The organism is Rhizobium sp. 18065 (genome assembly GCF_902706095.1).
Lineage (GTDB): Bacteria > Pseudomonadota > Alphaproteobacteria > Rhizobiales > Rhizobiaceae > Allorhizobium.
Genome location: NZ_CACSJP010000002.1, coordinates 352,933 through 375,100, shown reverse-complemented (window position 1 = coordinate 375,100; position 22,168 = coordinate 352,933). Strand labels below are relative to the sequence as shown.

Sequence of the window (22,168 nt, the reverse complement as noted above, 5' to 3'; positions counted from 1 at the left end):
TTCAGGGGGAATGCGTCAGAAGAGGGGTAAGGCCGCGGGGAAGAACCTTCCTGCTAGCGGTCATGCGCAACAGAGGGCGGGGTCTTGAACCCCACGACCGAAATGATCAGACTTCTGGCAGTGGGTGGCGTGCTTTTCTCTTTGACCCCGGCTCTGGCCGGTGTTGCCGCAGCGGCTTCGATCAGCAATTCCGGCACGTCTTCGATTGTGCTGATCGTGGTGGAGAACGGCAATCGTGCCGAAGTTTCGCTCGACGCCGGAGGCTCGGATTCGATCTGCCCGACAGGTTGCTTCGTGACGTTGCCAAATGGCGACAGGCTTGGCCTTGCCGGCGGTGAAACCGTCGATATCAAGGACGGTATCGCGACGATCAAGTGAAGTCGCCGGGACGGGCGTCTGCGTGGTGTGTACTGGCAGACGAAAACCGTTCTGCGTGTTCGTCAGCGATCTTGCGCAAGTACGATTGGTTGTCGAAAGGTCAGACTTCCGCATTGCTTAACTATCGTCTCGCGTTGCTGCCTTAAAATGGCCAAATTAACGGTTCCGCAAATGATCACTGCTAAATGGCTAAGTGTTGAATAAAACACAAAAAGGCGAGTCATGGCAGTTCTAGGTATTTCCGGGATGCAATATTCCGGGGAAACATTCCCCGATGTCCGCATCATTCTCGGGGAAGATTCCAACGTCTTCACACAGATGATCAGCCAGCGCCTGAAGGAGTTGATGGGCGTCGATATCGAGATCTGCAGAACTTTTGAAGACATGCAGATGGCCAATGAGCTCAATGACGAGCCAGTCGTACTTGCAATCTCGAACATCAATCTGCCCGGCGCCGAGAATGGCGAAGCGCTCGAATACATGATCGATTGCAATATCCCGACGATCGTCTTCACCGGGACATTTCACGACGAAATCCGGGAAAAGCTGCTGGCCAAGGACATTGTCGACTATATCCTCAAGGACAACGTCTTTGCCGTCGATATGTTGGCTGAATCGGTCTACCGGTTTCTGACCAATCACCGGCACCATGTGCTGATCGTTGATGACAGCGCCACCGCACGTGCTCTGCTCTCCAGCCGTCTCAAGCGCTACAACTTCCGTGTCAGTCTTGCAGATAGCGGTGCCAAGGCGATCGAGATTCTGAAGTCCAATCCTGATATCGGCCTCGTTGTCACCGACTACAACATGCCCGACATTGATGGTTTCGAACTGACGCGGCGCATCCGTTCCGTTCGGGGTAGTCACGAATTGCGGATCATCGGCGTCTCGTCGTCCAACAACCGCCTGCTCTCGGCACGTTTCCTCAAGGTTGGCGGAAACGATTTCATGCTCCGGCCATTCATTGACGAAGAATTCTACTGCCGGGTTAACCAGAACCTTGATACGCTGGTACAAATCAGAGCGGCGCAAGCGCGCAACAAGTAGGCGCTGGGCCAAATTCGCGTTGAACAATCGGCAGGCGGGAACCCGGTTCCACGCCTGTCGCTGGTATTGCAGGTCGTTATGTTTAATTCATTTGCTAGTCGCATGCCTGACCATGCCGTTCGGCCTGCGTCGCGAAACAAGGCCCATGTTCTCGTCATCGAGGACTCACGCTCTCTTTCCTCAATCTTATGTCATCGGTTCGAGCACGAGCTTGGATATCAGGTAACCCATTGCGCGACCGTCAAATCGTTCGAGGCTGCTATTGCAACGGATGTATTCGATATCGCTGTTGTCGATCTGAACCTGCCGGATTCGTATGACGGGCAAGTGCTGGATCAGGTCGTTGCGCTCAATGTCCCGGCTGTCGTGTTTACCGCGGATTTCAATCGAGACATGCGCGAGCGCCTGCTCGAGCGCGGCGTTGCCGATTATCTGATCAAGGACAATGAACGTGCGATCGACATGGTCGTCGAGTCGATCGATCGCATCCTGTCAAATCGAAATGTCGGCGTTCTGGTTGTCGATGACGTGGCATCGGCCCGGGCGATGCTTGTCGATCTGCTGCGCGTGCAGAAATTCCAGGTCTATGATGCAGCGACCGGGGCTGAGGCACTGACGGTGCTGGCCGACAATCCTCACATCGAACTGGTGATCACCGACTACCATATGCCCGATATGAACGGCTACGAGCTGACGCGTCGCATACGGCGGCAGCATCACAGCGATCGCTTGCGCATCATCGGAATTTCCTCGTCCTCTGATCGACTGCTGTCGGCAAGCTTCCTCAAGGCTGGCGCGAATGACTTCGTTTACCGCCCCTATGTGGTGGAAGAACTGCAATGCCGGATACAGCACAATATCGAGACACTGTCGCAGTTGCGGCAGTTGCGCTATGCAGCCTTCAGCGACTATCTGACCGGATTGCGCAACCGGCGTTATTTCTTCGATGAAGGACCGGCACAGGTGGCGAGCGTTCGTGCCCGCGCTGAGCCGTGCAGTATCGCCATGCTCGACATAGATCACTTCAAGAAGCTCAATGACAGCTACGGCCACGAGGTCGGTGATCGGGTGCTGAAGGCGGTGGCCGGGCGGCTGAGCGTCATGCTCGACGGAACCGGGCACATGCTGGCTCGCCTGGGCGGGGAGGAGTTCAGCGTTCTTCTGCTGGGCCTCGATGCCAGCGCTGCGGCGGCATTTTGCGAGAGTTTGCGTGAGGACATCGCGCAGATGCGCGTTGCGCTCGACGATTCGGAGCTTGGTGTCACCGTCTCCATCGGCGTCGCGGAGATTGCCGAACACGAGAGCTTCAGCAACTATCTGAATGCTGCGGACCAGTTGCTGTATATGGCCAAGGGCCTCGGTCGGAACCGGGTTTATTCGGAGAATATGCTGGTCAGCGGATAAGTTGGTGTCGGTAAGCCGTGGCTGTCACTGGTAACTGGGTATTCGACACCTATATTCAGCCAGCCGATAGCAAAAGCGAGTTCTCCGCCAATGGCGCCAATCATTTCCATTCGTTCCCTGTCCAAGACCTATTCCAATGGCTTCAAAGCACTCGACAATGTCAGTCTCGATATCGAGGAGGGCGAAATCATCGCACTGCTCGGGCCGAACGGTGCGGGCAAGACAACGCTGATTTCAATCGTCTGCGGCATTACCAATCCGTCGAGCGGGCAGGTGCTGGTTGATGGCCACGATGTGGTCAAGGATTTCCGCAAGACGCGCGGTGAGATCGGTCTGGTGCCCCAGGAGTTGACAACCGACATGTTCGAGACTGTCGTCAACACGGTCAGCTTCTCGCGGGGACTGAACGGCAAGAAACCGAACCCTGCACTGGTCGAGTCACTCTTGCGGGAATTGACGCTGTTCGAGAAACGCAACAATGCGTTGCGCGAGCTTTCCGGCGGCATGAAGCGGCGCGTCTTGATTGCCAAGGCATTGTCGCACGAGCCGCGCATCCTGTTTCTCGACGAGCCGACGGCCGGTGTCGATGTCGCGCTGCGCAAGGATATGTGGCAGCTCGTGTCGCGCTTGAGGCAGACCGGTGTGACGATCATCCTGACCACGCACTATATCGAAGAGGCGCAGGAAATCGCCGACCGTATCGGCGTGATCAACCGAGGAAAACTGTTGCTGGTCGAGGACAAGGATGCGCTGATGCGCAAGCTCGGCAAAAAACATCTGGCTATCCAGCTTCATTCGCGGCTTGAAGAAATTCCTGCAAGCCTTTCTTCCTGGAATCTAAATCTCAGTGAAGCGGGCGACCAGCTGATCTACGACTACGAGCTTGGCAGCAATCACGGAGCGATTGCCCGCCTGCTGCAGGATGTTGACGCCGCGGGCATCGGTTTCGACGACCTTTCGACGCGCCAGACCTCGCTTGAGGATATTTTCGTCTCGCTGATCGGAGAAGCTGAATGAATATCGAGGCGATCAAATCCATCTACTATTACGAGATGGCGCGCACCCGGCGGACCCTGCTGCAGAGCGTGATTTCGCCGGTTCTGTCCACGGCACTCTATTTTATCGTCTTCGGCGCGGCGGTCGGCTCGCGCATGCAGGAAGTCGACGGCGTGCCCTATGGCGGCTTCATCACGCCTGGACTGATCATGCTGACGCTGATTACCCAGTGCATCTCAAACGGATCGAGCGGGATCTATTTCCCGAAGTTTACCGGCACCATTTACGAGATCCTGTCGGCGCCGGTGGCGATGAGCGAAATCCTGATCGGTTATGTCGGGGCAGCGGCCACCAAAGGCATGATGATCGCGCTGATCATTCTGGCGACAGCGGCCTTCTTCGTCGATCTGTCGATCGCACACCCGCTGCTGATGCTGTTCTTCATGCTGCTAACCGCGGTAACGTTCAGCCTGGCCGGTTTCATCATCGGTATCTGGGCGAAGAATTTCGAGCAGCTGAGCCTTGTTCCGATGCTGGTGGTGCCGCCGCTGACCTTCCTTGGCGGTACATTCTATTCGGTCAACATGCTGCCGCCGTTCTGGCAGACGATCAGCCATTTCAATCCGGTGCTTTATCTTGTCAGTGGCTTCCGCTGGAGCTTTTTCGAGGTCTCGGACGTGCATCCGCTTTTGAGCCTTGGCATGGTCAGCCTGTTCCTGCTGCTCTGCCTCGGATTTCTCGCCTGGATCTTCAAAACGGGCTACAAGCTGCGGCCCTGACGTCCTCAGTCGCGGAGCCGCAATTCATCGGTCTGCATCTGCAGCGATCCAAGCGTCGAGAGAAAGCTCATACCGAGCAGGCTCTGGTCGAGCCTGCCTTCCTCCAGAACCACGCCTTCGACATTGGTGCGGGTGATCGGTCCAAGTCGGATTTCAGGGATGCGGACTGGGGCGGCAGATGCGCGGCCATTGGCCGTCATCACCGTGCGGGTGAAATTGATGGTTGCCGGATCAATGCCGATGCGCACGGCATCTTCAAAGCGCAGGGCAACCGAGCTGGCGCCCGTGTCGATCAGAACCGGTACGGAGACAGGGCCGACGCCGATGGTGGTTTCAAAGTGACCGCCCAACGATTTGTGCAGGACGACTTCGGTCGAACCATCTGCTGTCGCCACGGTGACGGCCCTGCCGGGCATCAGGCCGGCCAGTACCCGCTCGCCAACGGCACTGAAATCATTGCGATAGAGATAGCCCGTTACCAGCACCATGGTGATCAGTACCCATATCGCCAGTTGCCTGGCGCTCTGACCAAGCGAGCGGCGGCTGGCGACGATACCAGCGGACAACATCAGCATGATCGGGAGGGTCGCGACGAGGCTGCCGAAATCATCGTTGCTGATGCCGAAACTCTGGCCAGCGTCATGATTGAAAACCAACACGGCGAGGCCAAATCCGAGAATGGCCAGAACAATGATCAGCCGCATCAGCCGGTCTCGCGCTCACGTGTCATGCGGGTGCGGCGGGTTTCGCGGCGGGGCTTTCTTTCGACCGTCTCCAGTCGTGCCGGAAGCGATGCCATGATGTTGCGGCGCTCCGCGTCGGAATAGCCAATCCAGGCGCCGATTTCGTCGCGCGTGCGGCCGCAGCCGAAACAATAGCCGGTCTTGTCGTCGATCGAACAGATCAGAATGCAGGGTGATTCCATCGCGGCCTTCCAGTCGGTCCCTTTATATCGGTTGCCTAAAGGGCGATGGCAAGAGTGACGAGGAAGCCGATCTCGGCAAATTGCTGGCACGCGCCGATGGTATCGCCGGTTTGGCCCCCGAGTCTCTGGCGGATATGAGCGGTGAAGCCATAGCTGAGAATGCCGGAGGCAATCAGGGCGGTCAGCAGCGCGGCAAGGGGCAAAGCGAGCCAGCCGAGCGCGATGGCCAGTGCGCCGCCCAGTGCAAGCGCAAGATTGGCCACGGGAATGCCGGGCGCACCCGCACGCGATGCTACGCCATCGGTCCGGGCTGTCGGGAGCATGGACCAGTGCCACACCATCAGTCCGCGGCTGAGACTTGCTGCGGCCAGCCACGCGGCGATGGCCGGGGCGACGGCAGGGGCGATGGAGCCGGGGATGCACAGCGTCGCAAGCGCCGTCGTCCTCAGTGCGATCGACAGGATCAGGGCCAGGGCACCATAGGTGCCGATGCGGCTATCCTTCATGATCGTCAGGGCCTTGTCGCGATCATGTCCGCCACCAAGGCCATCGGCGGTATCCGATAGGCCATCCTCATGCAGCGCACCAGTGATGACGACATGCACCGCGATGGTGAGCAAGGCCGCCAGGGTGGGAGCGGCGCCGAGCGTGAGGGACAGTGCCAGAATGCAGGCGGAGGGCAGCGCGATCAGCAGGCCGGCAAGCGGGAATGCGGCTGCCGTTTTTGACAAGGAACCGTCATGGCCGGCGAAGAAACGATCGGGAACAGGCAGGCGGCTCAGAAAGGAAATTGCCCTTGCCGTCTCATCGATGTAGGCGCGCCAATCCAGCATTTATCGTCGTCCAGTGCATTGGCGACCGCATCTGCCGCTTTTTAAGTTGAGACGGGTGCCTGTGGCCAGTATGAGAGAGGCCACAAAGCCTGATTTGCTGGAAGATTACAAGGAAGCTCGCCCCATGACCGTTACCGGCCTGCCATTCGACGATTTCCGCGCCCTGTTGCGCGATCTGCCGGGACCCAACACCGCCGCACTGGTTGCCGCGCGTGACCGTGACCGTCAGTTGACCAAGCCGCCCGGAGCGCTGGGACGGCTTGAGGAAATCGCGATGTGGCTTGCCGCATGGTCTGGCCGGTCACCGGCTGTCACCCGTCCGCTGGTCGCAATCTTCGCCGGCAATCATGGTGTCACCAAACACGGCATCACGCCATTTCCGCCTTCGGTCACCCAGCAGATGGTCGAGAACTTTGCAGCCGGCGGTGCGGCGATCAACCAGATTTGCGTGACCTATGACCTGGGGCTGAAGATCTTCGATCTGGCACTCGACTATCCGACAGGTGACATCACCAGCGAGCCGGCCTTGTCCGAGCGCGATTGCGCCGCCACCATGGCCTTCGGCATGGAAGCGATTGCCGGCGGCACGGATCTGCTGTGCATCGGCGAAATGGGCATCGGCAACACGACGATCGCCGCTGCCATCAACCTCGCGCTCTACGGCGGTGAGGCCGAAGACTGGGTTGGGCCGGGCACGGGTTCGGAAGGCGATGTGCTGCAGCGCAAGATCGCAGCCGTCAAGCAGGCCGTCGCATTCCACAAAGAGCATCTGAACGATCCTCTCGAAATCATGCGCCGTCTCGGTGGTCGTGAAATTGCGGCCATGGCGGGTGCAATCCTTGCCGCGCGCATGGAGAAAATTCCGGTTCTGATCGACGGCTATGTCGCGACGGCCGCGGCCTCTCTCCTGAAGGCTGCCAATCCGACGGCGCTCGATCATTGCCTGATCGGTCACGTCTCGGGCGAGCCTGGCCACCTGAAGGCCATCGAAAAGCTTGGCAAAACGCCGCTTCTGGCGCTTGGCATGCGGCTGGGCGAGGGGACCGGGGCTGCACTCGCTGCCGGCATCGTCAAGGCTGCGGCCGCCTGCCATTCCGGCATGGCGACCTTCGATCAGGCCGGCGTGAGCAACAAGACCCATGGCTAAGCAGAAGAAGGTACAGGCGGCACCGGAGATCCTTGCCGCAGAGATCATCGAGAAGAAAACCGGCATCGCGCATCTCTTTGCGGCCGGTCAGTATTCCTCGCAAGGGTTTCGCCGACTGATCGGCGAAGCCGCCTTCCGACATGAGCTTCTGGCTCTGGTTGTTGGCATGGGCATGTTCGCACTCGTTGGCGCGACCGCGCTCGAGTATCTCGGTTTCCTGATCCTGATGTTGCTGATGTTTTGCGTGGAAGCGTTGAACACGGCGATCGAGGAGCTCGTCGATCGGATCTCGCCGGAAATCTCGACCGTCGGGCGCAATGCCAAGGATCTGGGATCGTTTGCGGTCTTCTGCCTGATCGTCGCCAATGCGCTGCTGGTCGGTTACGTCATCGGCTCTCGCCTGATCGGCTATCTCTGATCAGGCGAATTGACGGCGACGGGGTTCGACAGCCTTGGCATCGCTAACGGCCGGAATGCTTTCCAGCACGCGGCTCGATGGCAGGATGGCGATGACTTCGGTGCCTTCGCGCAGTTTCGATTTGAGCTTGAATTCGCCGCCATGCTTGGCGAGGATCGCCTGAACGATCGGTAGTCCGAGACCGGTGCCCTGTTCGGCGCTCTTGATTGCGATCGAGCCCTGACCGAATGCCGAGAGCACGACGGGAATTTCGTTTTCCGGAATGCCGGGACCGTTGTCGCGGATGGAGACATACTGGCCGCCGCCAGCCGTCCAACCGGCCTTGACGATGATCTCGCCGCCCTGGGGGGTGAATTTCACCGCATTCGACAGCAGGTTCAGGACGACCTGACGCATGGCCTTTTCGTCGGCCCAGACGGAGGGCAGCTGCTGTTCGAACTGTTCCTCGATGCGGATATTCTTCGATTTCGCCCTGAGCTGGATCATGCCGATGCCGTCTTCGGCGAGTTCGAGAAGCGAGACAACCTCTTCGCTCAGTTCATACTTGCCAGCTTCGATGCGCGACAGGTCGAGGATCTCGTTGATCAGTTCCAGCAGGTGCTTGCCGGAGCGGTGAATGTCACCGGCGTATTCCTTGTAGAGCGGGTTGTTCAGCGGCCCGAGGATTTCGGTTGCCATTACCTCCGAGAACCCCAGAATCGCATTCAGCGGCGTACGCAGTTCATGCGACATGGAGGCGAGGAAGCGCGACTTGGCCATATTCGCCTCTTCGGCGCGGCGACGTGCCTCATCGGACAGCGACTTTGCGACTTCCAGTTCGGCGATCAGATCGTCTTTTTCGGTCTGGAAGGAAAGCAACTTCAAATTCGCCTGATGCAGGCGATTGGTGATGTAGATGAAGAAAATCAGTGCTGTGGTGAAGACAGCCGTCAGGCCGAGGTCGAGCATCTGGCGACTGGTCAGGGAAAGATAAACGAGAGCTGCAACCGTCGGAAGGAAGCCGAACAGGACAGCCTGACGCAGCAGCATATTGGCCATTGCCGTGATCGACAGGGCGAGCAGCAGGACGGCACCCTTGAAAAACACAAAGCCGCTGCCACCGCAGGTGGCGCATTGCTGGGTGGCAAAGATTGCCCATGAACAGCCCATGGCGACCTGACCTGCCAGTAGGAATTGACGCCAGCGTTTTTGATTTTCCGGCGTGATGACCGCCTTGGAAGCGCGTTTGACGAGCAGGATGCAGAGCGCATGAATGCTGAGCGCGAAGATCGCCCAGAGGAAGAGACGCGGTTCTGCTGTTAGGTATGTGCCAAACCCCGTGACGAGCAACAGGATGGCCGGCATCACGGCGGCGCCTTGTAGGGTCGCAGACAGGTGCATTCCCAGGATTTCGACATCGAATGCGGGAGACACGCCCTGATCCGACTGCAGGCGCTCACGGGTAGTGCGCACGGCTTTCGCCGCTGCCCGGCTGTGGTGGGAGCGCGTCAGGTCGACAATGTTCTTGTCGGTGGATGTGGATACGCCGTTACTCATCACTGGGAAGATTTTCTACCGCTGACTGAGTCGAGCTTATCGGCCATTTCTTAAGAAGATCCTGTCATGGAAGGATTTGTTTGCCATATGTGCAAAGGATTCGTTTTCGAAATGGGAGAGAATGTGGCGGTGTCCAGACGGTGGTTGCGTGATGCCGTTGTCGGTCTGTGCATGCTGGCATTGGCGTTGCTCATCATTGCGAAACTCGAGCCGAGCGCTGTCACTGACCTCGCCGGTCCGTTTCAGGCCGTCGATGGCGATACGCTCTCATCAAATGGCGACCGCCTCAGGCTTCTGGGCGTTGATGCGCCCGAACTTGGCCAGCAATGCTCAGGTCGCCGGGGCAGCTATGATTGTGGAAACACGGCGCGCGACGGTTTGGTCGCCATGCTGGACCGTGCCGACTGGCTGTGTGAAGGCGGCGGGCAGGACAAATATCGGCGGTTGCTGGTTCGCTGTATGAGCGGCCAGACAGATCTGGCGGAAGAACTGGTGCGCCAGGGACTGGTTGTGGCCGAGGGGAGCTATCTGGCAGCGGAGGCTGAAGCTCGGACAGGCCAGCTGGGAATTTGGGAGGGGACTTTTGAAAGGCCGTCGGATTGGCGCCGGGCACGGCAATTGCTGGAGATGGAACCAGAAGAGGGGTTCATGACCTTCGCAATCGAACGAATTGCTGCATGGTGGAGGCGTTGAGCCGCGTGACAAGCAGGATGCGACAGCCGGTAGCAGAGAGCTCTTTTTCGGTTGGAGCCACCGATGGCTGATCAGATCGATGACCTCTGCCAGGCGATCGCACAATGCCGCATCTGTCGTGACTGTCCGGCCGGCGGCGATACCAATCGACTGCCACATGAGCCTCGGCCGATCGCCCATCTGTCGCAGACCGCGCGGATCCTGATTGCCGGTCAGGCACCCGGTCTGCGGGTGCAGCAGACGGGGCTACCGTTCAACGATGCGTCCGGAGATCGCTTGCGGCAGTGGCTCGACGTCGATCGGGAGAGTTTCTACGACAAGTCGCTGTTTGCCATCGTGCCGATGGGCTTCTGTTTTCCGGGATATAATGCGCAGGGTCATGATCTGCCGCCCAGGCGTGAATGTGCACCGCAGTGGCGCCACACAGTGATGGATGCGATGCCGCAGATCGAGCTCGTCCTGGCGATCGGGCAATATGCCCAGACCTGGCATCTCGGCGGCCGGCGTCGCAAGACCATGACGGAGACGGTCGAGCACTGGCGCGATTTCCTCTACGGCAATGTACCGGGGCCAAGGGTTCTGCCCCTGCCTCATCCAAGCTGGCGCAATACCGGCTGGCTGAAGAGACATCCTTGGTTCGAGGCGGAGGTACTGCCCGCGCTGCGGCGCGAGGTTTCGTTGTTGATAGATCGAAATAATTTTCCTTAAATTGATCGAATCCCGGTATATCTGAGAAAATCAGTTTTTCAGGGCCTGTCATGGATCGTCTCGACCGCAAAATTCTTCGTATTCTCCAGGAAGATTCCACCCTGGCTGTCGCCGACCTCGCCAAGAAGGTCGGTCTGTCGACGACGCCGTGCTGGCGGCGCATCCAGAAGATGGAGGAAGACGGCGTGATCCGCCGTCGCGTGGCGCTGCTGGATCCGGCCAAGGTCAATACCAAGGTGACGGTTTTCGTCTCGATCCGCACGTCGAGCCATTCGATCGAATGGCTGAAGCGGTTTTCGGAAGTCGTGTCGGAGTTTCCGGAAGTGGTGGAGTTCTACCGCATGAGCGGTGATGTCGATTATCTCTTGCGCGTGGTCGTGCCCGATATCGCGGCTTATGACGCGTTCTACAAGCGCATGATTGCCAGGATCGAGATCCGCGACGTGTCTTCGGCCTTTGCCATGGAGCAGATCAAGTACACCACAGAGCTGCCGCTCGACTACATGATGCTCGACAACAACAAGTCGAACGAGGATTAGACCGGCGCGTTCTTCCGAAGACGGGCAAGGACACGCTCGCTGGTCAATTCCTTGAGAGCGTCCCTGCCGATCCAGCGCGCGGTCTTGTCGTCGTTTTCAGCCAGTCGTTCAGCACAAGTGAGTGCAGGGCCGTGGCAGGCCGGATTGCGCTTGCCGATATTGCGCAAGGCCCAGTTCACCGATTTCCGGACGAAGTTGCGCGGATCACCGGCATGTCGCTCCATCAGCGGCAGAAAGCCCAGGAAGGTGGCATCCGGCTCGGATTTGTTGTGGACGCAGGCGCCGGCGATCATTGCAAAGGCAGCCCGCCGGACAAACTCGCGATCATCCTGTGCAAATTGTGCGACAAGTTCTTGCCAGCCGGAAAGCTCGGTGAGCAGATCGGCGGCCGCATCGACGATTTCCCAGGAATTGAAGTCCGCTGCCCAGGCTTGGACATCGAGCCTGGTCATCTGGCTCGGGTCAGCCGTGTAGATCGCCAGCATGCGCGCATCACGCATACCGCTGCGCCAGAGTTCCAGTGCGCGTGTGTGATTTTTCCCGATCTGACGGGCGATCTTCTGCAAAGTCGGGTTTGATATGCCGAGTGCGGTTTCGGTGGCAATGGCGAAGCGGGCCATAGCCTCGACGTTGTCATCGTTGCGCAGGGTTTTCAGGTGCGCAAGCAGATTTGCGGCCGTAGACTGCGGCCCGGGTGTCATTTTTCCAGCCGGGCCAGCAGGGACGACGTATCCCAGCGCTTGCCGCCGAGTTTTTGCACTTCGCCATAGAACTGATCGACCAGCGCGGTAACGGGCAGGGTGGCGCCGTTGCTTTTGGCTTCCGTCAGCACGATGTCGAGGTCCTTGCGCATCCAGTCGACGGCAAAGCCAAAGTCGTATTTGCCGACGGCCATGGTCTTGTGGCGGTTCTCCATCTGCCAGGAACCCGCAGCGCCCTTGGAGATCACTTCGACAACCTTTTCAATGTCCAAGCCGGCTTTCTTGCCAAAATGAATCGCCTCTGCGAGCCCTTGGACAAGGCCAGCAATGCAGATCTGGTTGACCATCTTGGTCAACTGGCCGGCGCCGGCCGGACCCATCAGGCCGACCATTCGGGCAAAGGCGTCGATGACCGGCTTTGCCTGCTCGAAGGTTTTTTCGTCACCGCCGCACATTACGGTCAGAACGCCGTTTTCGGCGCCTGCCTGGCCACCGGAGACGGGCGCGTCAATGAAGCCGCAGCCCTTTGCCTCGGCAGCTGCGGCAAGTTCGCGCGCGACTTCGGCGGAAGCCGTGGTGTTGTCGATCAGGATTGCGCCGGGCTTCATGCCGGACAGAACGCCGTTTTCGCCGATGGTGACGGAACGCAGATCGTCGTCATTGCCGACGCAGGTAAACACGAAATCCGCATCATTGGCGGCCTCTGCCGGCGTGAGCGCATGGCTCCCGCCGTGCTGCTTGACCCAGGCTTCCGCCTTTGCGGTGGTGCGATTGTAAACGGTCACATCGTGGCCGCCCTTGGCTTTCAGATGCCCCGCCATCGGATATCCCATGACGCCCAAACCGATGAATGCGACCTTTGCCATGCCCATGCTCCATGCCTGCGAAAATGTCGGCACAAGGCATAACGCATGGTTATGGAGAGGGGAAGATGGGCACTGCGTTTGAAGACGATGAGGGCGCTGCAGGTGGGTTTTTCAGTTCTGAATCGGTCAAAAGTGTTATTGAGCTCGAGCCGAGCTGCACGGAAATCTCGTTCCAAAGGCGACGTAATCTCCGTACATGCAAATCGTCTCCAATCCAGTCCATCAAATGTTCGATGGCGCGAGAGGCCGATACGTCGTCAGTGCTGATTGCGTTCAATGCCCATGAGGCAAATGTCTCTGCGTCCACTTGCTCCACGCCATTCTTGCCCGGGATGAGAAGTTTTGCCGCACTCGTCTTCTGGACGCCGACAAGCATGGTATTGGGAGAAAATAGAACGGCGGCGTATATGCGATCGAATTTGTCAATTGCCGGTTTGTCTTCTGGAGCGGTATCGCGCCCCTGCTTCAAAGCCCGTTCGAGATCGAAGATTGTTCGAATATTGAATTGACGAAGCAATAGAAAACGATCGAGACCGACGACGCAGCAAAGTTGGGCCTGAGCGATCCAGTCTATGGCCTGGTATATGCCGTACGGTGTCTCGATATGCAACATGATGGGGTTGTAAGTGGCTAGCGACTGAACTTCAGAAATTCCGCATTCTTCCAGTCGAAAGCGGGTGAAGTAGTCGATCCCGTCGATGGCATCGAGTGGCACCACGCGGGTCCAGTTGATAAAGCGGTCATCGGTCTGCTTGATCCAGTTGATCAGGCCGGACACCTTAACCAATGCAAAGCGCAGGACACTTCCCGGCAGGAGGCCAAATGCCAATGCAAGAAGGGTCCAGGTAAGGGAGACGCTTTGATACCCGGTTGCTTGGGACTGGCCCAGACCGAGCACTGCCTCAGGATTGGGGAAGGCACGATATAGAACAATAGTCACCAAAGTGGACATGACGATCATGGCCGCCTGGCGAATCATCGTGTATCCCGACAGATCGAAAATCGCCAAAGCCTGTACCAGATAACGGAGTGATGCCACGTAGGCTCCGACAAAGGTAAAAGTGGCAACTGTCGCCGTATTTTCCGCCATCCACCGCAATTGTTCAATGACTGCCTGGCTACTCGTGCCGGTTTCTGCGGCACCCCCGATTACCAGCAGGCTAAAGGGTAAGTGTATGAGGCCCGTATCGATTGGGAACGCCGACACTGCGCTGGTAAACGTCAGTCTAAAACCAAAATATACGACCAGAACATAGGGGATGGACGCCGCAGCAAGTCGCTGATCTCCGGGATTGCCAAAAAACCGTGTTCTAGCAATAGTATCATTAATTTGGGAAATGACATTTTGAGGCCTTGACCCCTTAGGGGTACCTTCGCCTCTCTCTCCCATTTCATCCTCGGTTCGGATGTCCGCCGAATACTTGGTTCGGACGAATTCGAATGAGGGGTTTATCCCATGATGGTCTGCAACGTGCGTTGTCGTCGGGAAAGTCTTGACATAATCACGGATCATCCGCAGCCGTCGCAGCCGGACTTCATAGCGGCCGAAAATCAATGCAAAAAAGGTTGACAACGTTATCAGCAGCGCGACCATTTGCGGCGAATAAATGGTCGCAACCAGAGTGTTGGAAAATTCAGTCAGCGTTTGCATCTGCTATCCCCCATTTGCGGGAAAGCCTAGCAAGAACAAAAAAGGGCGCCACCAATCGGTGACGCCCTGTGGTTGCATATGGCAATCGTTGATTGCGTTTATTTCTTTTTCGCGATCACCAGGTGGCCGGGAGATGGTTCGCCGTCCTGCATACGCACGTTGATGTCGGTGATTTCGACGATCTCGAAGCCGGTGGCAGCCAGGCGTTCGCGGACATAGGTCTCGGCATGGACGAAGCGCTGATGCGGACCGACCATGTAGGGACGCTCAGCCAAGACGTCGGCCGGGCGTGTCTCGGACGAGAAGATGAACAGGCCACCATCGACCATGTTTTCGGCCGCACCGAAGAACAGCGGCTCGAGCGCGCCCAGATAGGGCAGGACGTCGGTTGCCGTGATCAGGTCGAAGGCCTCGTCGTCATTGTCTTCGAGAAAATCCTCGATTTCAGCGACATACAGGGTCTCGTAGAGATCCTTTTCATGGGCGAGCTCGACCATGTTTTCCGAGATGTCGATGCCGGTGATGTCATCGACCATGTCGCGCAAGGTGCCGCCGGTGAGACCTGTCCCACACCCCAGATCCAGCATGCGCTTGAAGGGGCCAAGGCCGAGCGTCTGCAGGCGCTGGCGCACCAATGCCGGCACGGCATAGCCGAGCTGTTCGACAAGGATATCCTCGAAGGCTTCGGCATGCTGGTCGAACAGGGTTTCGACATAGGCGTCAGGCGCCTTGGGCGGGGCATCGCCACGGTCGAGCGCGGCGATGCGGACCGACGCACCACCATGATCCTCGGGATCAATGTCCAGCACCTCGGCATAGGCCTTCACGGCAGCGTCGATGTCGCCCGACTTTTCGAGCGCCAGAGCCCGGTTATAGGCCTCGGCCAATGCTTCTTCGTCGATCTTGGCCATTGCGGCTCCTTGTGGTCCTAGCCGCTTTCCGGCCTTTGGCTGTGGCTCTAGCGGCTCAGCGCCGGAATGGCAATGTTGAGGCGGAATAGTTGTCTCTGCCGCATCTTCGCCGGAGTAGCGCGCTACGGCAATGCAGGCACTGTCGGGGGGACGTCATGGCTGTCGAACTGGAAGCAAAGCAAATCGGCATCGAGCCGCCAGTGGCTTCGGGAAGCGAGCCGGCCCTGCCGGCGACTTCTGCGGAAAAGGCCAATATGATCATCCACTATTATCGTGGAGAAATCGGTCGCATGACCAGTTGGCGTGATCGCATTGACCGGACGTCCAACTGGTCGATGACGGTGGTCGCAGGCCTGCTGTCCGTGTCGTTGTCGACACCGACATCACATCACGGCGTCATCCTGTTTGCGATGCTGCTGATTTCGGTGTTCCTGATGATCGAAGCGCGTCGATATCGATTTTTCGATGTCTACCGCGCGCGGGTCCGGCAACTCGAGCGGCATTATTTTGCACAGGCGCTGTGTCCGCGGCCGGAGCTGAATACCAATTGGGCCGAAGTCATCGCCGACAGTCTGCGCAAGCCAGTGTTTCTGATCGAATATCACGAGGCCCTGTTTCGCCGCATCCGGCGCAATTATGGCTGGATGTACGTGATATTGCTGCTGGCCTGGACGCTGAAAATCTCAAGTCCGAAATTGCAGCCGAACGAACTGCCCGTCGAGTTCGTCACAAGCTTCGGGCAAGTGGTTGCGAATGCGCATCTGGGGCCGATTCACGGCATGGTCATACTTGCGGCTGTCGGATTATTTTACCTCGCGCTTCTTATTGCGGTTTTGTACCGCGATCCGGAGGATGGCGAACTGGCACATGGTGATGTGCATGTCTGATCACGCACCGTCAATGCAGGATGAATTCGCCTTTCAGCGCGCGCCATTCGCTGGCGCCGATCATCTTCTGGTGCACATACTGGACCGAATGGAGCGGCCCCTCGATCTTGTCCTGCCAGAAGCGCAGGAAGCCCTTCATTTCGGGAAAGTCCGGTGCCAGATCGTAGTGCTGCCAGACATAGGTCTGTAGCAGCAATGGGTGGTCGGGCAGGCGATAGAGAATCTGGGCCGTGGTGAGACCATAACCCTTCAGCATCAGTTCCATCTCGTTGTTCATGCTCGTTCGCTCCGTATCCCTGTCTGGGGATCGGTGCGGACGGTGAAGCGCTGCCGCAACCGACCGGGGCCGCGACCAACGCGGGCCCTGTCGACAATGGAAACACCAGATGGTTAATCGCGCATTAACTTGAAGCGAGGTGGGTCGAAAAAGTCCATAAAGTCAGTGCCTTGGCAGCCTCCGAACAGGAGTGCTGCCAAGCGCCGTCATTCTAGCGCTTGAGGTGGCGCGTCAGGCGGGCTTCCAGCCAGGCCCAGGTATGGCGCAAGGCTTCGACGATCGTCAGGTAGAAAATCGCTGCCCAGAGATAGGTCTGGTAATCGAATGTGCGCGAGAAGGCGTAGCGGGTCTGCCCCATCAGGTCGAGCACGGTGACGACAGCCACGACCGCCGAACCTTTGATCATGAAGATGATCTCGTTGCCGTAAGGGCGCAGCGCCACGATCAGCGCCTGCGGCAGGATGATCTTCCAGAAGGTGATGGGTGTGGGCAGACCGAGTGAATTGGCGCCTTCGGTCTGGCCGCGCGGCACGCTCTGGATTGCCCCGCGCAGGATTTCCGCCTGATAGGCGGCGGTGTTGAGCGTCATCGCGAAGGCCGCGCAATACCAGGCTTCTCGGAAGAACCACCAGAGCCCAATTGCCTCAATCTGCGGCCTAAACGATCCGAGGCCGTAATAGACGAGGAAGATCTGCAGCAGCATGGGTGTGCTGCGGAACAGATAAACATAGGCGTAGGAAACAGTATTGAGCACCCGGTTTTTCGACATGCGCGCGAAGGCAACTGGCAGAGAGAGGATAGCGCCGAGGGTAATTGACGTGACCGTCAAGGCAATTGTCGTTGATAGTCCGTTGATATAGCGCGGGCCGTATCGGGATACCTTGTCGATGTCCCAATTGGATATCACCGACCAGAGCAATGCGGCTCCCAGAATTGCCCATAGGCATAGCAGCGCGTAGCCCAGAATTCGAGCGCCGTTAAGGCGTGATGCCCTGTTAGGCGGTGCTGGGCGGGCGGGAATCATTTCGAGCACATGGGTCATCGGCTGATCCCCGAGCGGTTGGCCCAACGGGCGATAGCGCTAAGGCCAATAGACGAGAGGCTGGCGAGGCAGAGATAGATGAGGCAAGCAAGGCCGTAGAATAGGAAAGCCTCCTTGGTGACCCGTGCCGCAACCCCCGTTTGCCGCAGGATATCGGTGAGGCCGATGACGGAGACGAGTGCGGTGTCCTTAAGAAGTACGAGCCAGAGATTGCTGAGACCGGGAAGTGCTATGCGTATGAGTTGTGGCACGATGACCAGCCACATTGTCTTGCGCCTCGACAGGCCAAGCGCGCTGCCGGCCTCGTACTGGCCGTTTGGTATGGCTCTGAAGGCGGAGAGCAGTACTTCCGAGGCATAGGAAGAGAAAACCACGGAAAGGGCGAGCATGCCGGCGACGAATGCGTTGATCTCGACCTTGCTCTCGCTGCCCATCCAAGTCAGGACGCCTTGCAGAAAAATCTGGAAACCGTAGTAAACGATGAACAGGGTCAAGAGTTCGGGCAGGCCTCGAAAGATCGTGGTGTAGACGCCTGTTGCCGTCCTCAGGCTCTTTTCCTGCGATTGCATGGCGAGGGCAATCATGAAGCCAAGCGCGAGGCCGACCGGTAGAGTGGCAAGTGCGAGTGAAATGGTGACCTTGACGCCAAAGGCGATCTCGTCACCCCAACCGGTTGCGCCACATGAGATCAGTGTATCGCCGGCGAGCAGCGTGAATACGCCGGCCGGACCGCAGAAAGGATCGAACACATGTCCGATCCAGGCCCAAACGGAGCCCAGCGCGGAAAACAATCCGCTCATGCCATATCCCCCTTAGCGGTTTGCCCGCATTTGTTTCTTGCAGTCTTGCCAAATGCAAAATGGCGGAAGCATCTCACTCCCGCCATTCGCAATCGTGTCGGCGATCCGGCGGTTACTGGCCGTAAACGTCGAAGTCGAAGTACTTGTCGTTGATTTCCTTGTACTTGCCGCTTGCACGGATCCCGGCGATTGCGGCCGTGAACTTGTCGGCAAGCGCGGTTTCGCCCTTGCGAACAGCAATGCCTGCGCCTTCGCCGTTGATGTCGACGTCAACCGGCAGCGGGGTCAGGATCTTGCAGCATGTGCCGGCGTCCGACTTGACCCATTCCGACAGCACGACGATGTCGTCGACGACGGCGTCCACACGACCGCCTTCGAGGTCGAGTTTGTATTCGTCAGCGGTCGGATAAAGCTTGAGCTCGGAATCAGCCATATGCTTTTCGGCATAGTTGGCGTGGGTCGTCGAGGACTGGGCGCCAAGCGTCTTGCCCTTCAGGCCGGCGACGTCGGTGATCGGCGAGTCCTTCGGTACGGCAACGGCCGGCGGCGTATTGTAGTACTTCTTGGAGAAGTCGACCTTCTCGAGGCGTTCCGGCGTGATCGACATGGATGCGATGATCGCGTCGAACTTCTTGGCCTGGAGAGCCGGGATGATACCGTCCCAATCCTGGGTGACGAATTCGCAAGTGACCTTCATCTCGTCGCAGAGTGCCTTGGCGATGTCGATGTCAAAGCCGACCAGTGTGCCGTCGGCTTCCAGGTTGTTAAACGGCGGATATGCGCCTTCGGTCCCGATGATGATCTTTTCCTGCGCCAATGCTGCGCCAGCAAACAGCGACAGCGCGGCGATCGAAGCTGCAGCCAAGAAACGTGTGGGAATACGCATGTGATCCTCTCTGTTGGTGGATGCCGTTTGTTTTTATTGGCGGCTATCCGTGGTCTGTGTGGCAATCGGTCGGCCACACTTGGGCCCAATATTCGTCTGGTTTTCCAGCTGAAATCAACTGGAAACCGTAGGCGGCCGAAAATTAGGTTGTTTTTCTTGTGTTGAAACCAGCGGTCGCGCGCTATTTCACGTTCAGACCGCATGGAGCAAAACGGCGTCCCGCTCGTTCAGGTGGGGTTAATTTGATCGAACCTAGGTTCCTGGCGAGGCTCGGTTCCGGAGAATCGGCGAAACAGAATAAAAGTTCCTGTCTGGATGGTTTGACATTCGTCGACCCCTGCCGGAACCAAGGAAGGAAATGCAAGGCATGTTCAAAAACAGATTGTTGAACACGGTGGCCATACCGATGCTGTCCATGGCGGTGCTGGCAAAGCCCGTCATGGCATCGACCATTGGCTATTCGCAGGCGAAATCGCAGTCGCGCCAGGCGGAAGACGGCCTGATCCAGCTCGCGCAGGCCGTTGTCTGCAGCGACGGAGCGGAGGCGGCCGATCAGGACGCCTGCAACGCGCGCGATGCCCAGCGTGCCGCCGAGCAAGAAGCTGCCCGTCAGGCTGCGGAAGCACAGGCTGCCGCAGAAGAGGCACAACGTGCGGCTGACGAAGAAGCCGCCCGCCAGGCCGCCGAACAGCAGGCACAGCAGGAAGCCCAGAAGGCTGCCGAAGAACAGGCAGCACAGCAGGCCGCAGCGGAAGAGGCACAACGCGCCGCTGAAGCTGAGGCTCAGGCTGCCGAGCAGGCTGCGGCTGAAGAAGCTGCCCAAGAGGCCGCTCGGCAGGCTGCTGAACAGCAGGCTCAACAGGAAGCTCAGAAGGCTGCCGAGGATCAGGCCGCTCAGCAGGCCGCTGCCGAAGAGGCTCAGCGCGCCGAGGCTGAGGCAAAGGTGCAGGCCGAGGCCCAGGCTGCCCAGCAGCAGGCAGCGGAAGAGGAAGCCGCACGCAAGGCTGCCGAAGAGCAGGCAGCGCAGCAACAGGCCGAGCAGCCCGCCGCCGAAGCGCCTGCGGCAATGGTGACGTGTGCGGATGGCTCACAGGCTGCTACTGCGGAGGCTTGCCCTGTGCCCGAAGCTGCGCCTCCAGTAGAGCAGGCCCCGGCCGAGCAGCCACAGGCCGAAGAGGCACCCGCTGCAGAAACACCTGAAGAGCAGCCGTCGGAACAGCCTGCCGGCGAGCCGGCACAGCCGCCAGTGCCGACAACTGAGACCCCGGCAGAAACCCCTGCCGAAGTGCCCACCGAAGCTCCGGTTGAAAATGGCCAGACCACTGGTGAAGCTGTGCCAGCTGAACAACCGGCCGCCGAACAGGTCGTCGTGCCTGCCGTTGAACCTCCGGTCGACCAGCCTGTGCCGGAACTCGTCGAGACGCAGACCGAGGAGCAGAAGCAGGAAATTGCTGCTGATCCGTCCCAGACGTCCGAAACAGTCGTCTTGCCGGTCGAGGGTGGAGCGGCCGTTCTCGACAGCGACAAGGACGCCGACAATGCCGGTGGACAGGAATCGCGCGAGCAGAGGACGCAGTTGCGGGCAGCGGAAGAGGTCGCGCCGGCGCCGGAGAATGACGCTGCGGCTCAGGCCGAAGGCGTACAGGTCGAGAGCCAGGCCATCCAGGCGACTGTCGCCGAAACCGGTACCAAGCTCGACGCCGCGCCAGCATTTGCCGTTCCGACGTCGGTGACCAACAATGCGACCAACATCACCAACAACGTGACGAATAACAATATCACCAACAACACGATCATCCAGAACAATGTCGTCAACCAGGTGACCGAAGTGAAGGTAATCGAGCAGATCGATGACCGTACGATCATCAATGTCGGCAACCAGATCGTGGTCCGCGGCGATGACCGGCAGCGCCTGCGCCACGATTCGGAAGAAACGTTCTACGAAGAACTTTCGCGTGGCCGTACCCGCGAGACGATCATGCGGCCGAATGGCTCGCGTCTGGTGACGATCTACAATCGCTACGGCGACATCGTCCTGCGGTCGCGCATCACGCGTGACGGGGAAGAATACGTGATGATGTATTCGCCGGAAGCCGACGAAGAACGTCCGCAGGTCTTTGTCGATGTGGGTTATTCCCTGCCGCCTATGCGCCTGACGATCCCGGTCCAGGACTATATCGTCAGCACATCACGTGAGCCGGATCGTGATTACTACGACTTCCTCGGCCGTCCGCCGGTCGAGCGTGTCGAGCGGGTCTATTCGATCGATGAAGTGAAGTCGTCGGCCCGCCTGCGCGACAAGGTGCGCCGTATCGATCTCGATACGATCACCTTCCCGTCAGGGTCTGCCGAAGTTCCGCTGGCGCAGGCGAAGACGCTGCGCCAGGTGGCGGCCGCCATGGAGCAGTTGCTCGAAAAGGATCCGGGCGAAGTCTTCCTGATCGAAGGTCATACCGATGCCGTCGGTTCCGATCGCACCAATCTTGTGCTGTCTGACCAGCGTGCCGAAACGGTGGCGAACCTCCTGACTGAAGTCTACGGCATTCCGCCGGAAAACATGTCGGTCCAGGGTTATGGCGAGCGATACCTGAAGATCCGCACGGAAGCCGGCGAACAGCAGAACCGCCGTGTCGCAATCCGCCGTGTGACATCGCTGGTGCGTCCTGCTGCTGCTGCCAACCGGTAAGCACAGGGTTATCGTACAAAATCAGGAAGGCCGCCGGGCAGATCCGGCGGTCTTTTTT

24 protein-coding genes are annotated in these 22,168 nt (G+C 58.7%); 12 read left to right on the top strand and 12 right to left on the bottom strand.

The features are described from left to right. The first annotated feature begins 102 nt into the window (after positions 1–102). From GVK95_RS07610 to GVK95_RS07590, 5 genes are all read left to right on the top strand, one after another. The gene (locus GVK95_RS07610) at positions 103–378 is read left to right on the top strand and encodes a hypothetical protein (RefSeq protein ID WP_159948610.1); all 276 of its coding nucleotides are present in this window, start codon (positions 103–105) and stop codon (positions 376–378) included. Positions 379–600: 222 nt separating this feature from the next. Continuing rightward, the gene (locus GVK95_RS07605) at positions 601–1,425 is read left to right on the top strand and encodes a response regulator (protein WP_159948165.1); all 825 of its coding nucleotides are present in this window, start codon (positions 601–603) and stop codon (positions 1,423–1,425) included. A 102-nt stretch (positions 1,426–1,527) separates the two neighbouring features. Then, positions 1,528–2,829: a diguanylate cyclase gene (locus tag GVK95_RS07600; RefSeq protein WP_159948163.1), complete on the top strand. Its 1,302-nt coding sequence runs from the start codon at positions 1,528–1,530 to the stop codon at positions 2,827–2,829. Positions 2,830–2,919: 90 nt separating this feature from the next. Next, positions 2,920–3,846, top strand: coding sequence for an ABC transporter ATP-binding protein (locus GVK95_RS07595; RefSeq protein WP_159948161.1), 927 nt, complete (start codon positions 2,920–2,922; stop codon positions 3,844–3,846). Beyond that, positions 3,843–4,604, top strand: a complete 762-nt coding sequence (locus tag GVK95_RS07590; protein ID WP_159948159.1) for an ABC transporter permease — start codon at positions 3,843–3,845, stop codon at positions 4,602–4,604. Before GVK95_RS07595 ends, GVK95_RS07590 begins: the two co-directional genes overlap by 4 nt. Positions 4,605–4,609: 5 nt before the next feature. Here GVK95_RS07590 and GVK95_RS07585 read toward each other — a convergent pair whose 3' ends face one another. The 3 genes from GVK95_RS07585 to GVK95_RS07575 are packed head-to-tail and all read right to left on the bottom strand — an operon-like array spanning position 4,610 to position 6,362. Further along, positions 4,610–5,311 (bottom strand): TIGR02281 family clan AA aspartic protease, encoded by a 702-nt coding sequence (locus tag GVK95_RS07585; RefSeq protein WP_200844246.1) that lies wholly within the window; start codon positions 5,309–5,311, stop codon positions 4,610–4,612. Continuing rightward, the gene (locus tag GVK95_RS07580) at positions 5,308–5,529 is read right to left on the bottom strand and encodes a DUF1289 domain-containing protein (RefSeq protein WP_159948155.1); all 222 of its coding nucleotides are present in this window, start codon (positions 5,527–5,529) and stop codon (positions 5,308–5,310) included. The genes GVK95_RS07585 and GVK95_RS07580 overlap by 4 nt, the downstream gene beginning before the upstream one ends. A gap of 35 nt (positions 5,530–5,564) precedes the next feature. Then, positions 5,565–6,362 carry an adenosylcobinamide-GDP ribazoletransferase gene (locus GVK95_RS07575; protein WP_159948153.1) on the bottom strand — a complete coding sequence of 266 codons (798 nt, stop codon included), beginning with the start codon at positions 6,360–6,362 and terminating at the stop codon, positions 5,565–5,567. A 124-nt stretch (positions 6,363–6,486) separates the two neighbouring features. Between GVK95_RS07575 and cobT the strand changes: the two genes are divergently transcribed. Beyond that, positions 6,487–7,509 carry a nicotinate-nucleotide--dimethylbenzimidazole phosphoribosyltransferase gene (gene cobT, locus GVK95_RS07570; RefSeq protein ID WP_159948151.1) on the top strand — a complete coding sequence of 341 codons (1,023 nt, stop codon included), beginning with the start codon at positions 6,487–6,489 and terminating at the stop codon, positions 7,507–7,509. Continuing rightward, entirely contained in the window at positions 7,502–7,927 is a 426-nt protein-coding gene (locus GVK95_RS07565) for a diacylglycerol kinase (protein ID WP_159948149.1), read from the top strand. The genes cobT and GVK95_RS07565 overlap by 8 nt, the downstream gene beginning before the upstream one ends. On the opposite strand, the gene GVK95_RS07560 is transcribed toward GVK95_RS07565, so the two are convergent. After that, a complete protein-coding gene (locus tag GVK95_RS07560; RefSeq protein ID WP_159948147.1) occupies positions 7,928–9,463 on the bottom strand; it encodes a HAMP domain-containing sensor histidine kinase in 1,536 nt (511 codons plus the stop codon). Positions 9,464–9,529: 66 nt separating this feature from the next. Between GVK95_RS07560 and GVK95_RS07555 the strand changes: the two genes are divergently transcribed. The 3 genes from GVK95_RS07555 to GVK95_RS07545 all read left to right on the top strand — a co-directional run bounded on the left by GVK95_RS07555 (position 9,530) and on the right by GVK95_RS07545 (position 11,403). Then, the gene (locus GVK95_RS07555; protein ID WP_244618684.1) at positions 9,530–10,156 is read left to right on the top strand and encodes a thermonuclease family protein; all 627 of its coding nucleotides are present in this window, start codon (positions 9,530–9,532) and stop codon (positions 10,154–10,156) included. Positions 10,157–10,219: 63 nt separating this feature from the next. Next, on the top strand, positions 10,220–10,864 hold the full coding sequence (locus GVK95_RS07550) for a uracil-DNA glycosylase family protein (RefSeq protein WP_159948145.1): 645 nt from the start codon (positions 10,220–10,222) through the stop codon (positions 10,862–10,864). 50 nt (positions 10,865–10,914) lie between these two features. Next, positions 10,915–11,403 carry an Lrp/AsnC family transcriptional regulator gene (locus GVK95_RS07545; protein ID WP_159948143.1) on the top strand — a complete coding sequence of 163 codons (489 nt, stop codon included), beginning with the start codon at positions 10,915–10,917 and terminating at the stop codon, positions 11,401–11,403. Here GVK95_RS07545 and GVK95_RS07540 read toward each other — a convergent pair. From GVK95_RS07540 to GVK95_RS07525, 4 genes are all read right to left on the bottom strand, one after another. Continuing rightward, positions 11,400–12,104 (bottom strand): DNA alkylation repair protein, encoded by a 705-nt coding sequence (locus tag GVK95_RS07540; RefSeq protein ID WP_159948141.1) that lies wholly within the window; start codon positions 12,102–12,104, stop codon positions 11,400–11,402. The genes GVK95_RS07545 and GVK95_RS07540 overlap by 4 nt on opposite strands. Further along, entirely contained in the window at positions 12,101–12,970 is an 870-nt protein-coding gene (locus GVK95_RS07535; protein WP_159948139.1) for an NAD(P)-dependent oxidoreductase, read from the bottom strand. The genes GVK95_RS07540 and GVK95_RS07535 overlap by 4 nt, the downstream gene beginning before the upstream one ends. 49 nt (positions 12,971–13,019) lie before the next feature. Then, complete coding sequence (locus tag GVK95_RS07530) at positions 13,020–14,621, bottom strand: hypothetical protein (protein ID WP_159948137.1); 1,602 nt, start codon at positions 14,619–14,621, stop codon at positions 13,020–13,022. 98 nt (positions 14,622–14,719) lie between these two features. Continuing rightward, positions 14,720–15,532, bottom strand: coding sequence for a methyltransferase domain-containing protein (locus GVK95_RS07525; RefSeq protein ID WP_159948135.1), 813 nt, complete (start codon positions 15,530–15,532; stop codon positions 14,720–14,722). A 254-nt stretch (positions 15,533–15,786) separates the two neighbouring features. Between GVK95_RS07525 and GVK95_RS07520 the strand changes: the two genes are divergently transcribed. Next, positions 15,787–16,419 (top strand): DUF2270 domain-containing protein, encoded by a 633-nt coding sequence (locus GVK95_RS07520; protein WP_244618706.1) that lies wholly within the window; start codon positions 15,787–15,789, stop codon positions 16,417–16,419. Positions 16,420–16,429: 10 nt separating this feature from the next. On the opposite strand, the gene GVK95_RS07515 is transcribed toward GVK95_RS07520, so the two are convergent. From GVK95_RS07515 to GVK95_RS07500, 4 genes are all read right to left on the bottom strand, one after another. Continuing rightward, complete coding sequence (locus GVK95_RS07515; RefSeq protein WP_159948131.1) at positions 16,430–16,696, bottom strand: aspartate-semialdehyde dehydrogenase; 267 nt, start codon at positions 16,694–16,696, stop codon at positions 16,430–16,432. A 211-nt stretch (positions 16,697–16,907) separates the two neighbouring features. Continuing rightward, positions 16,908–17,738: an ABC transporter permease gene (locus GVK95_RS07510; RefSeq protein ID WP_159948129.1), complete on the bottom strand. Its 831-nt coding sequence runs from the start codon at positions 17,736–17,738 to the stop codon at positions 16,908–16,910. After that, positions 17,735–18,538: an ABC transporter permease gene (locus tag GVK95_RS07505; RefSeq protein ID WP_159948127.1), complete on the bottom strand. Its 804-nt coding sequence runs from the start codon at positions 18,536–18,538 to the stop codon at positions 17,735–17,737. The genes GVK95_RS07510 and GVK95_RS07505 overlap by 4 nt, the downstream gene beginning before the upstream one ends. 112 nt (positions 18,539–18,650) lie before the next feature. Beyond that, positions 18,651–19,424, bottom strand: coding sequence for a transporter substrate-binding domain-containing protein (locus GVK95_RS07500; RefSeq protein ID WP_159948125.1), 774 nt, complete (start codon positions 19,422–19,424; stop codon positions 18,651–18,653). A 367-nt stretch (positions 19,425–19,791) separates the two neighbouring features. On the opposite strand from GVK95_RS07500, the gene GVK95_RS07495 reads away from it, so the two are divergent. Then, positions 19,792–22,110 (top strand): OmpA family protein, encoded by a 2,319-nt coding sequence (locus tag GVK95_RS07495; RefSeq protein ID WP_159948123.1) that lies wholly within the window; start codon positions 19,792–19,794, stop codon positions 22,108–22,110. Positions 22,111–22,168: the final 58 nt, after the last annotated feature.

Coding starts and splice junctions, on each gene's coding strand:
- GVK95_RS07530 (WP_159948137.1), bottom strand. CDS start 14,621: ATGCAAACGCTGACTGAATTTTCCAACACTCTGGTTGCGACCATTTAT.
- GVK95_RS07510 (WP_159948129.1), bottom strand. CDS start 17,738: ATGACCCATGTGCTCGAAATGATTCCCGCCCGCCCAGCACCGCCTAAC.
- GVK95_RS07495 (WP_159948123.1), top strand. CDS start 19,792: ATGTTCAAAAACAGATTGTTGAACACGGTGGCCATACCGATGCTGTCC.
- GVK95_RS07565 (WP_159948149.1), top strand. CDS start 7,502: ATGGCTAAGCAGAAGAAGGTACAGGCGGCACCGGAGATCCTTGCCGCA.
- GVK95_RS07535 (WP_159948139.1), bottom strand. CDS start 12,970: ATGGCAAAGGTCGCATTCATCGGTTTGGGCGTCATGGGATATCCGATG.
- GVK95_RS07580 (WP_159948155.1), bottom strand. CDS start 5,529: ATGGAATCACCCTGCATTCTGATCTGTTCGATCGACGACAAGACCGGC.
- GVK95_RS07515 (WP_159948131.1), bottom strand. CDS start 16,696: ATGAACAACGAGATGGAACTGATGCTGAAGGGTTATGGTCTCACCACG.
- GVK95_RS07595 (WP_159948161.1), top strand. CDS start 2,920: ATGGCGCCAATCATTTCCATTCGTTCCCTGTCCAAGACCTATTCCAAT.
- cobT (WP_159948151.1), top strand. CDS start 6,487: ATGACCGTTACCGGCCTGCCATTCGACGATTTCCGCGCCCTGTTGCGC.
- GVK95_RS07500 (WP_159948125.1), bottom strand. CDS start 19,424: ATGCGTATTCCCACACGTTTCTTGGCTGCAGCTTCGATCGCCGCGCTG.
- GVK95_RS07525 (WP_159948135.1), bottom strand. CDS start 15,532: ATGGCCAAGATCGACGAAGAAGCATTGGCCGAGGCCTATAACCGGGCT.
- GVK95_RS07505 (WP_159948127.1), bottom strand. CDS start 18,538: ATGAGCGGATTGTTTTCCGCGCTGGGCTCCGTTTGGGCCTGGATCGGA.
- GVK95_RS07575 (WP_159948153.1), bottom strand. CDS start 6,362: ATGCTGGATTGGCGCGCCTACATCGATGAGACGGCAAGGGCAATTTCC.
- GVK95_RS07600 (WP_159948163.1), top strand. CDS start 1,528: ATGCCTGACCATGCCGTTCGGCCTGCGTCGCGAAACAAGGCCCATGTT.
- GVK95_RS07540 (WP_159948141.1), bottom strand. CDS start 12,104: ATGACACCCGGGCCGCAGTCTACGGCCGCAAATCTGCTTGCGCACCTG.
- GVK95_RS07560 (WP_159948147.1), bottom strand. CDS start 9,463: ATGAGTAACGGCGTATCCACATCCACCGACAAGAACATTGTCGACCTG.
- GVK95_RS07590 (WP_159948159.1), top strand. CDS start 3,843: ATGAATATCGAGGCGATCAAATCCATCTACTATTACGAGATGGCGCGC.
- GVK95_RS07605 (WP_159948165.1), top strand. CDS start 601: ATGGCAGTTCTAGGTATTTCCGGGATGCAATATTCCGGGGAAACATTC.
- GVK95_RS07545 (WP_159948143.1), top strand. CDS start 10,915: ATGGATCGTCTCGACCGCAAAATTCTTCGTATTCTCCAGGAAGATTCC.
- GVK95_RS07555 (WP_244618684.1), top strand. CDS start 9,530: ATGGAAGGATTTGTTTGCCATATGTGCAAAGGATTCGTTTTCGAAATG.
- GVK95_RS07550 (WP_159948145.1), top strand. CDS start 10,220: ATGGCTGATCAGATCGATGACCTCTGCCAGGCGATCGCACAATGCCGC.
- GVK95_RS07610 (WP_159948610.1), top strand. CDS start 103: ATGATCAGACTTCTGGCAGTGGGTGGCGTGCTTTTCTCTTTGACCCCG.
- GVK95_RS07520 (WP_244618706.1), top strand. CDS start 15,787: ATGATCATCCACTATTATCGTGGAGAAATCGGTCGCATGACCAGTTGG.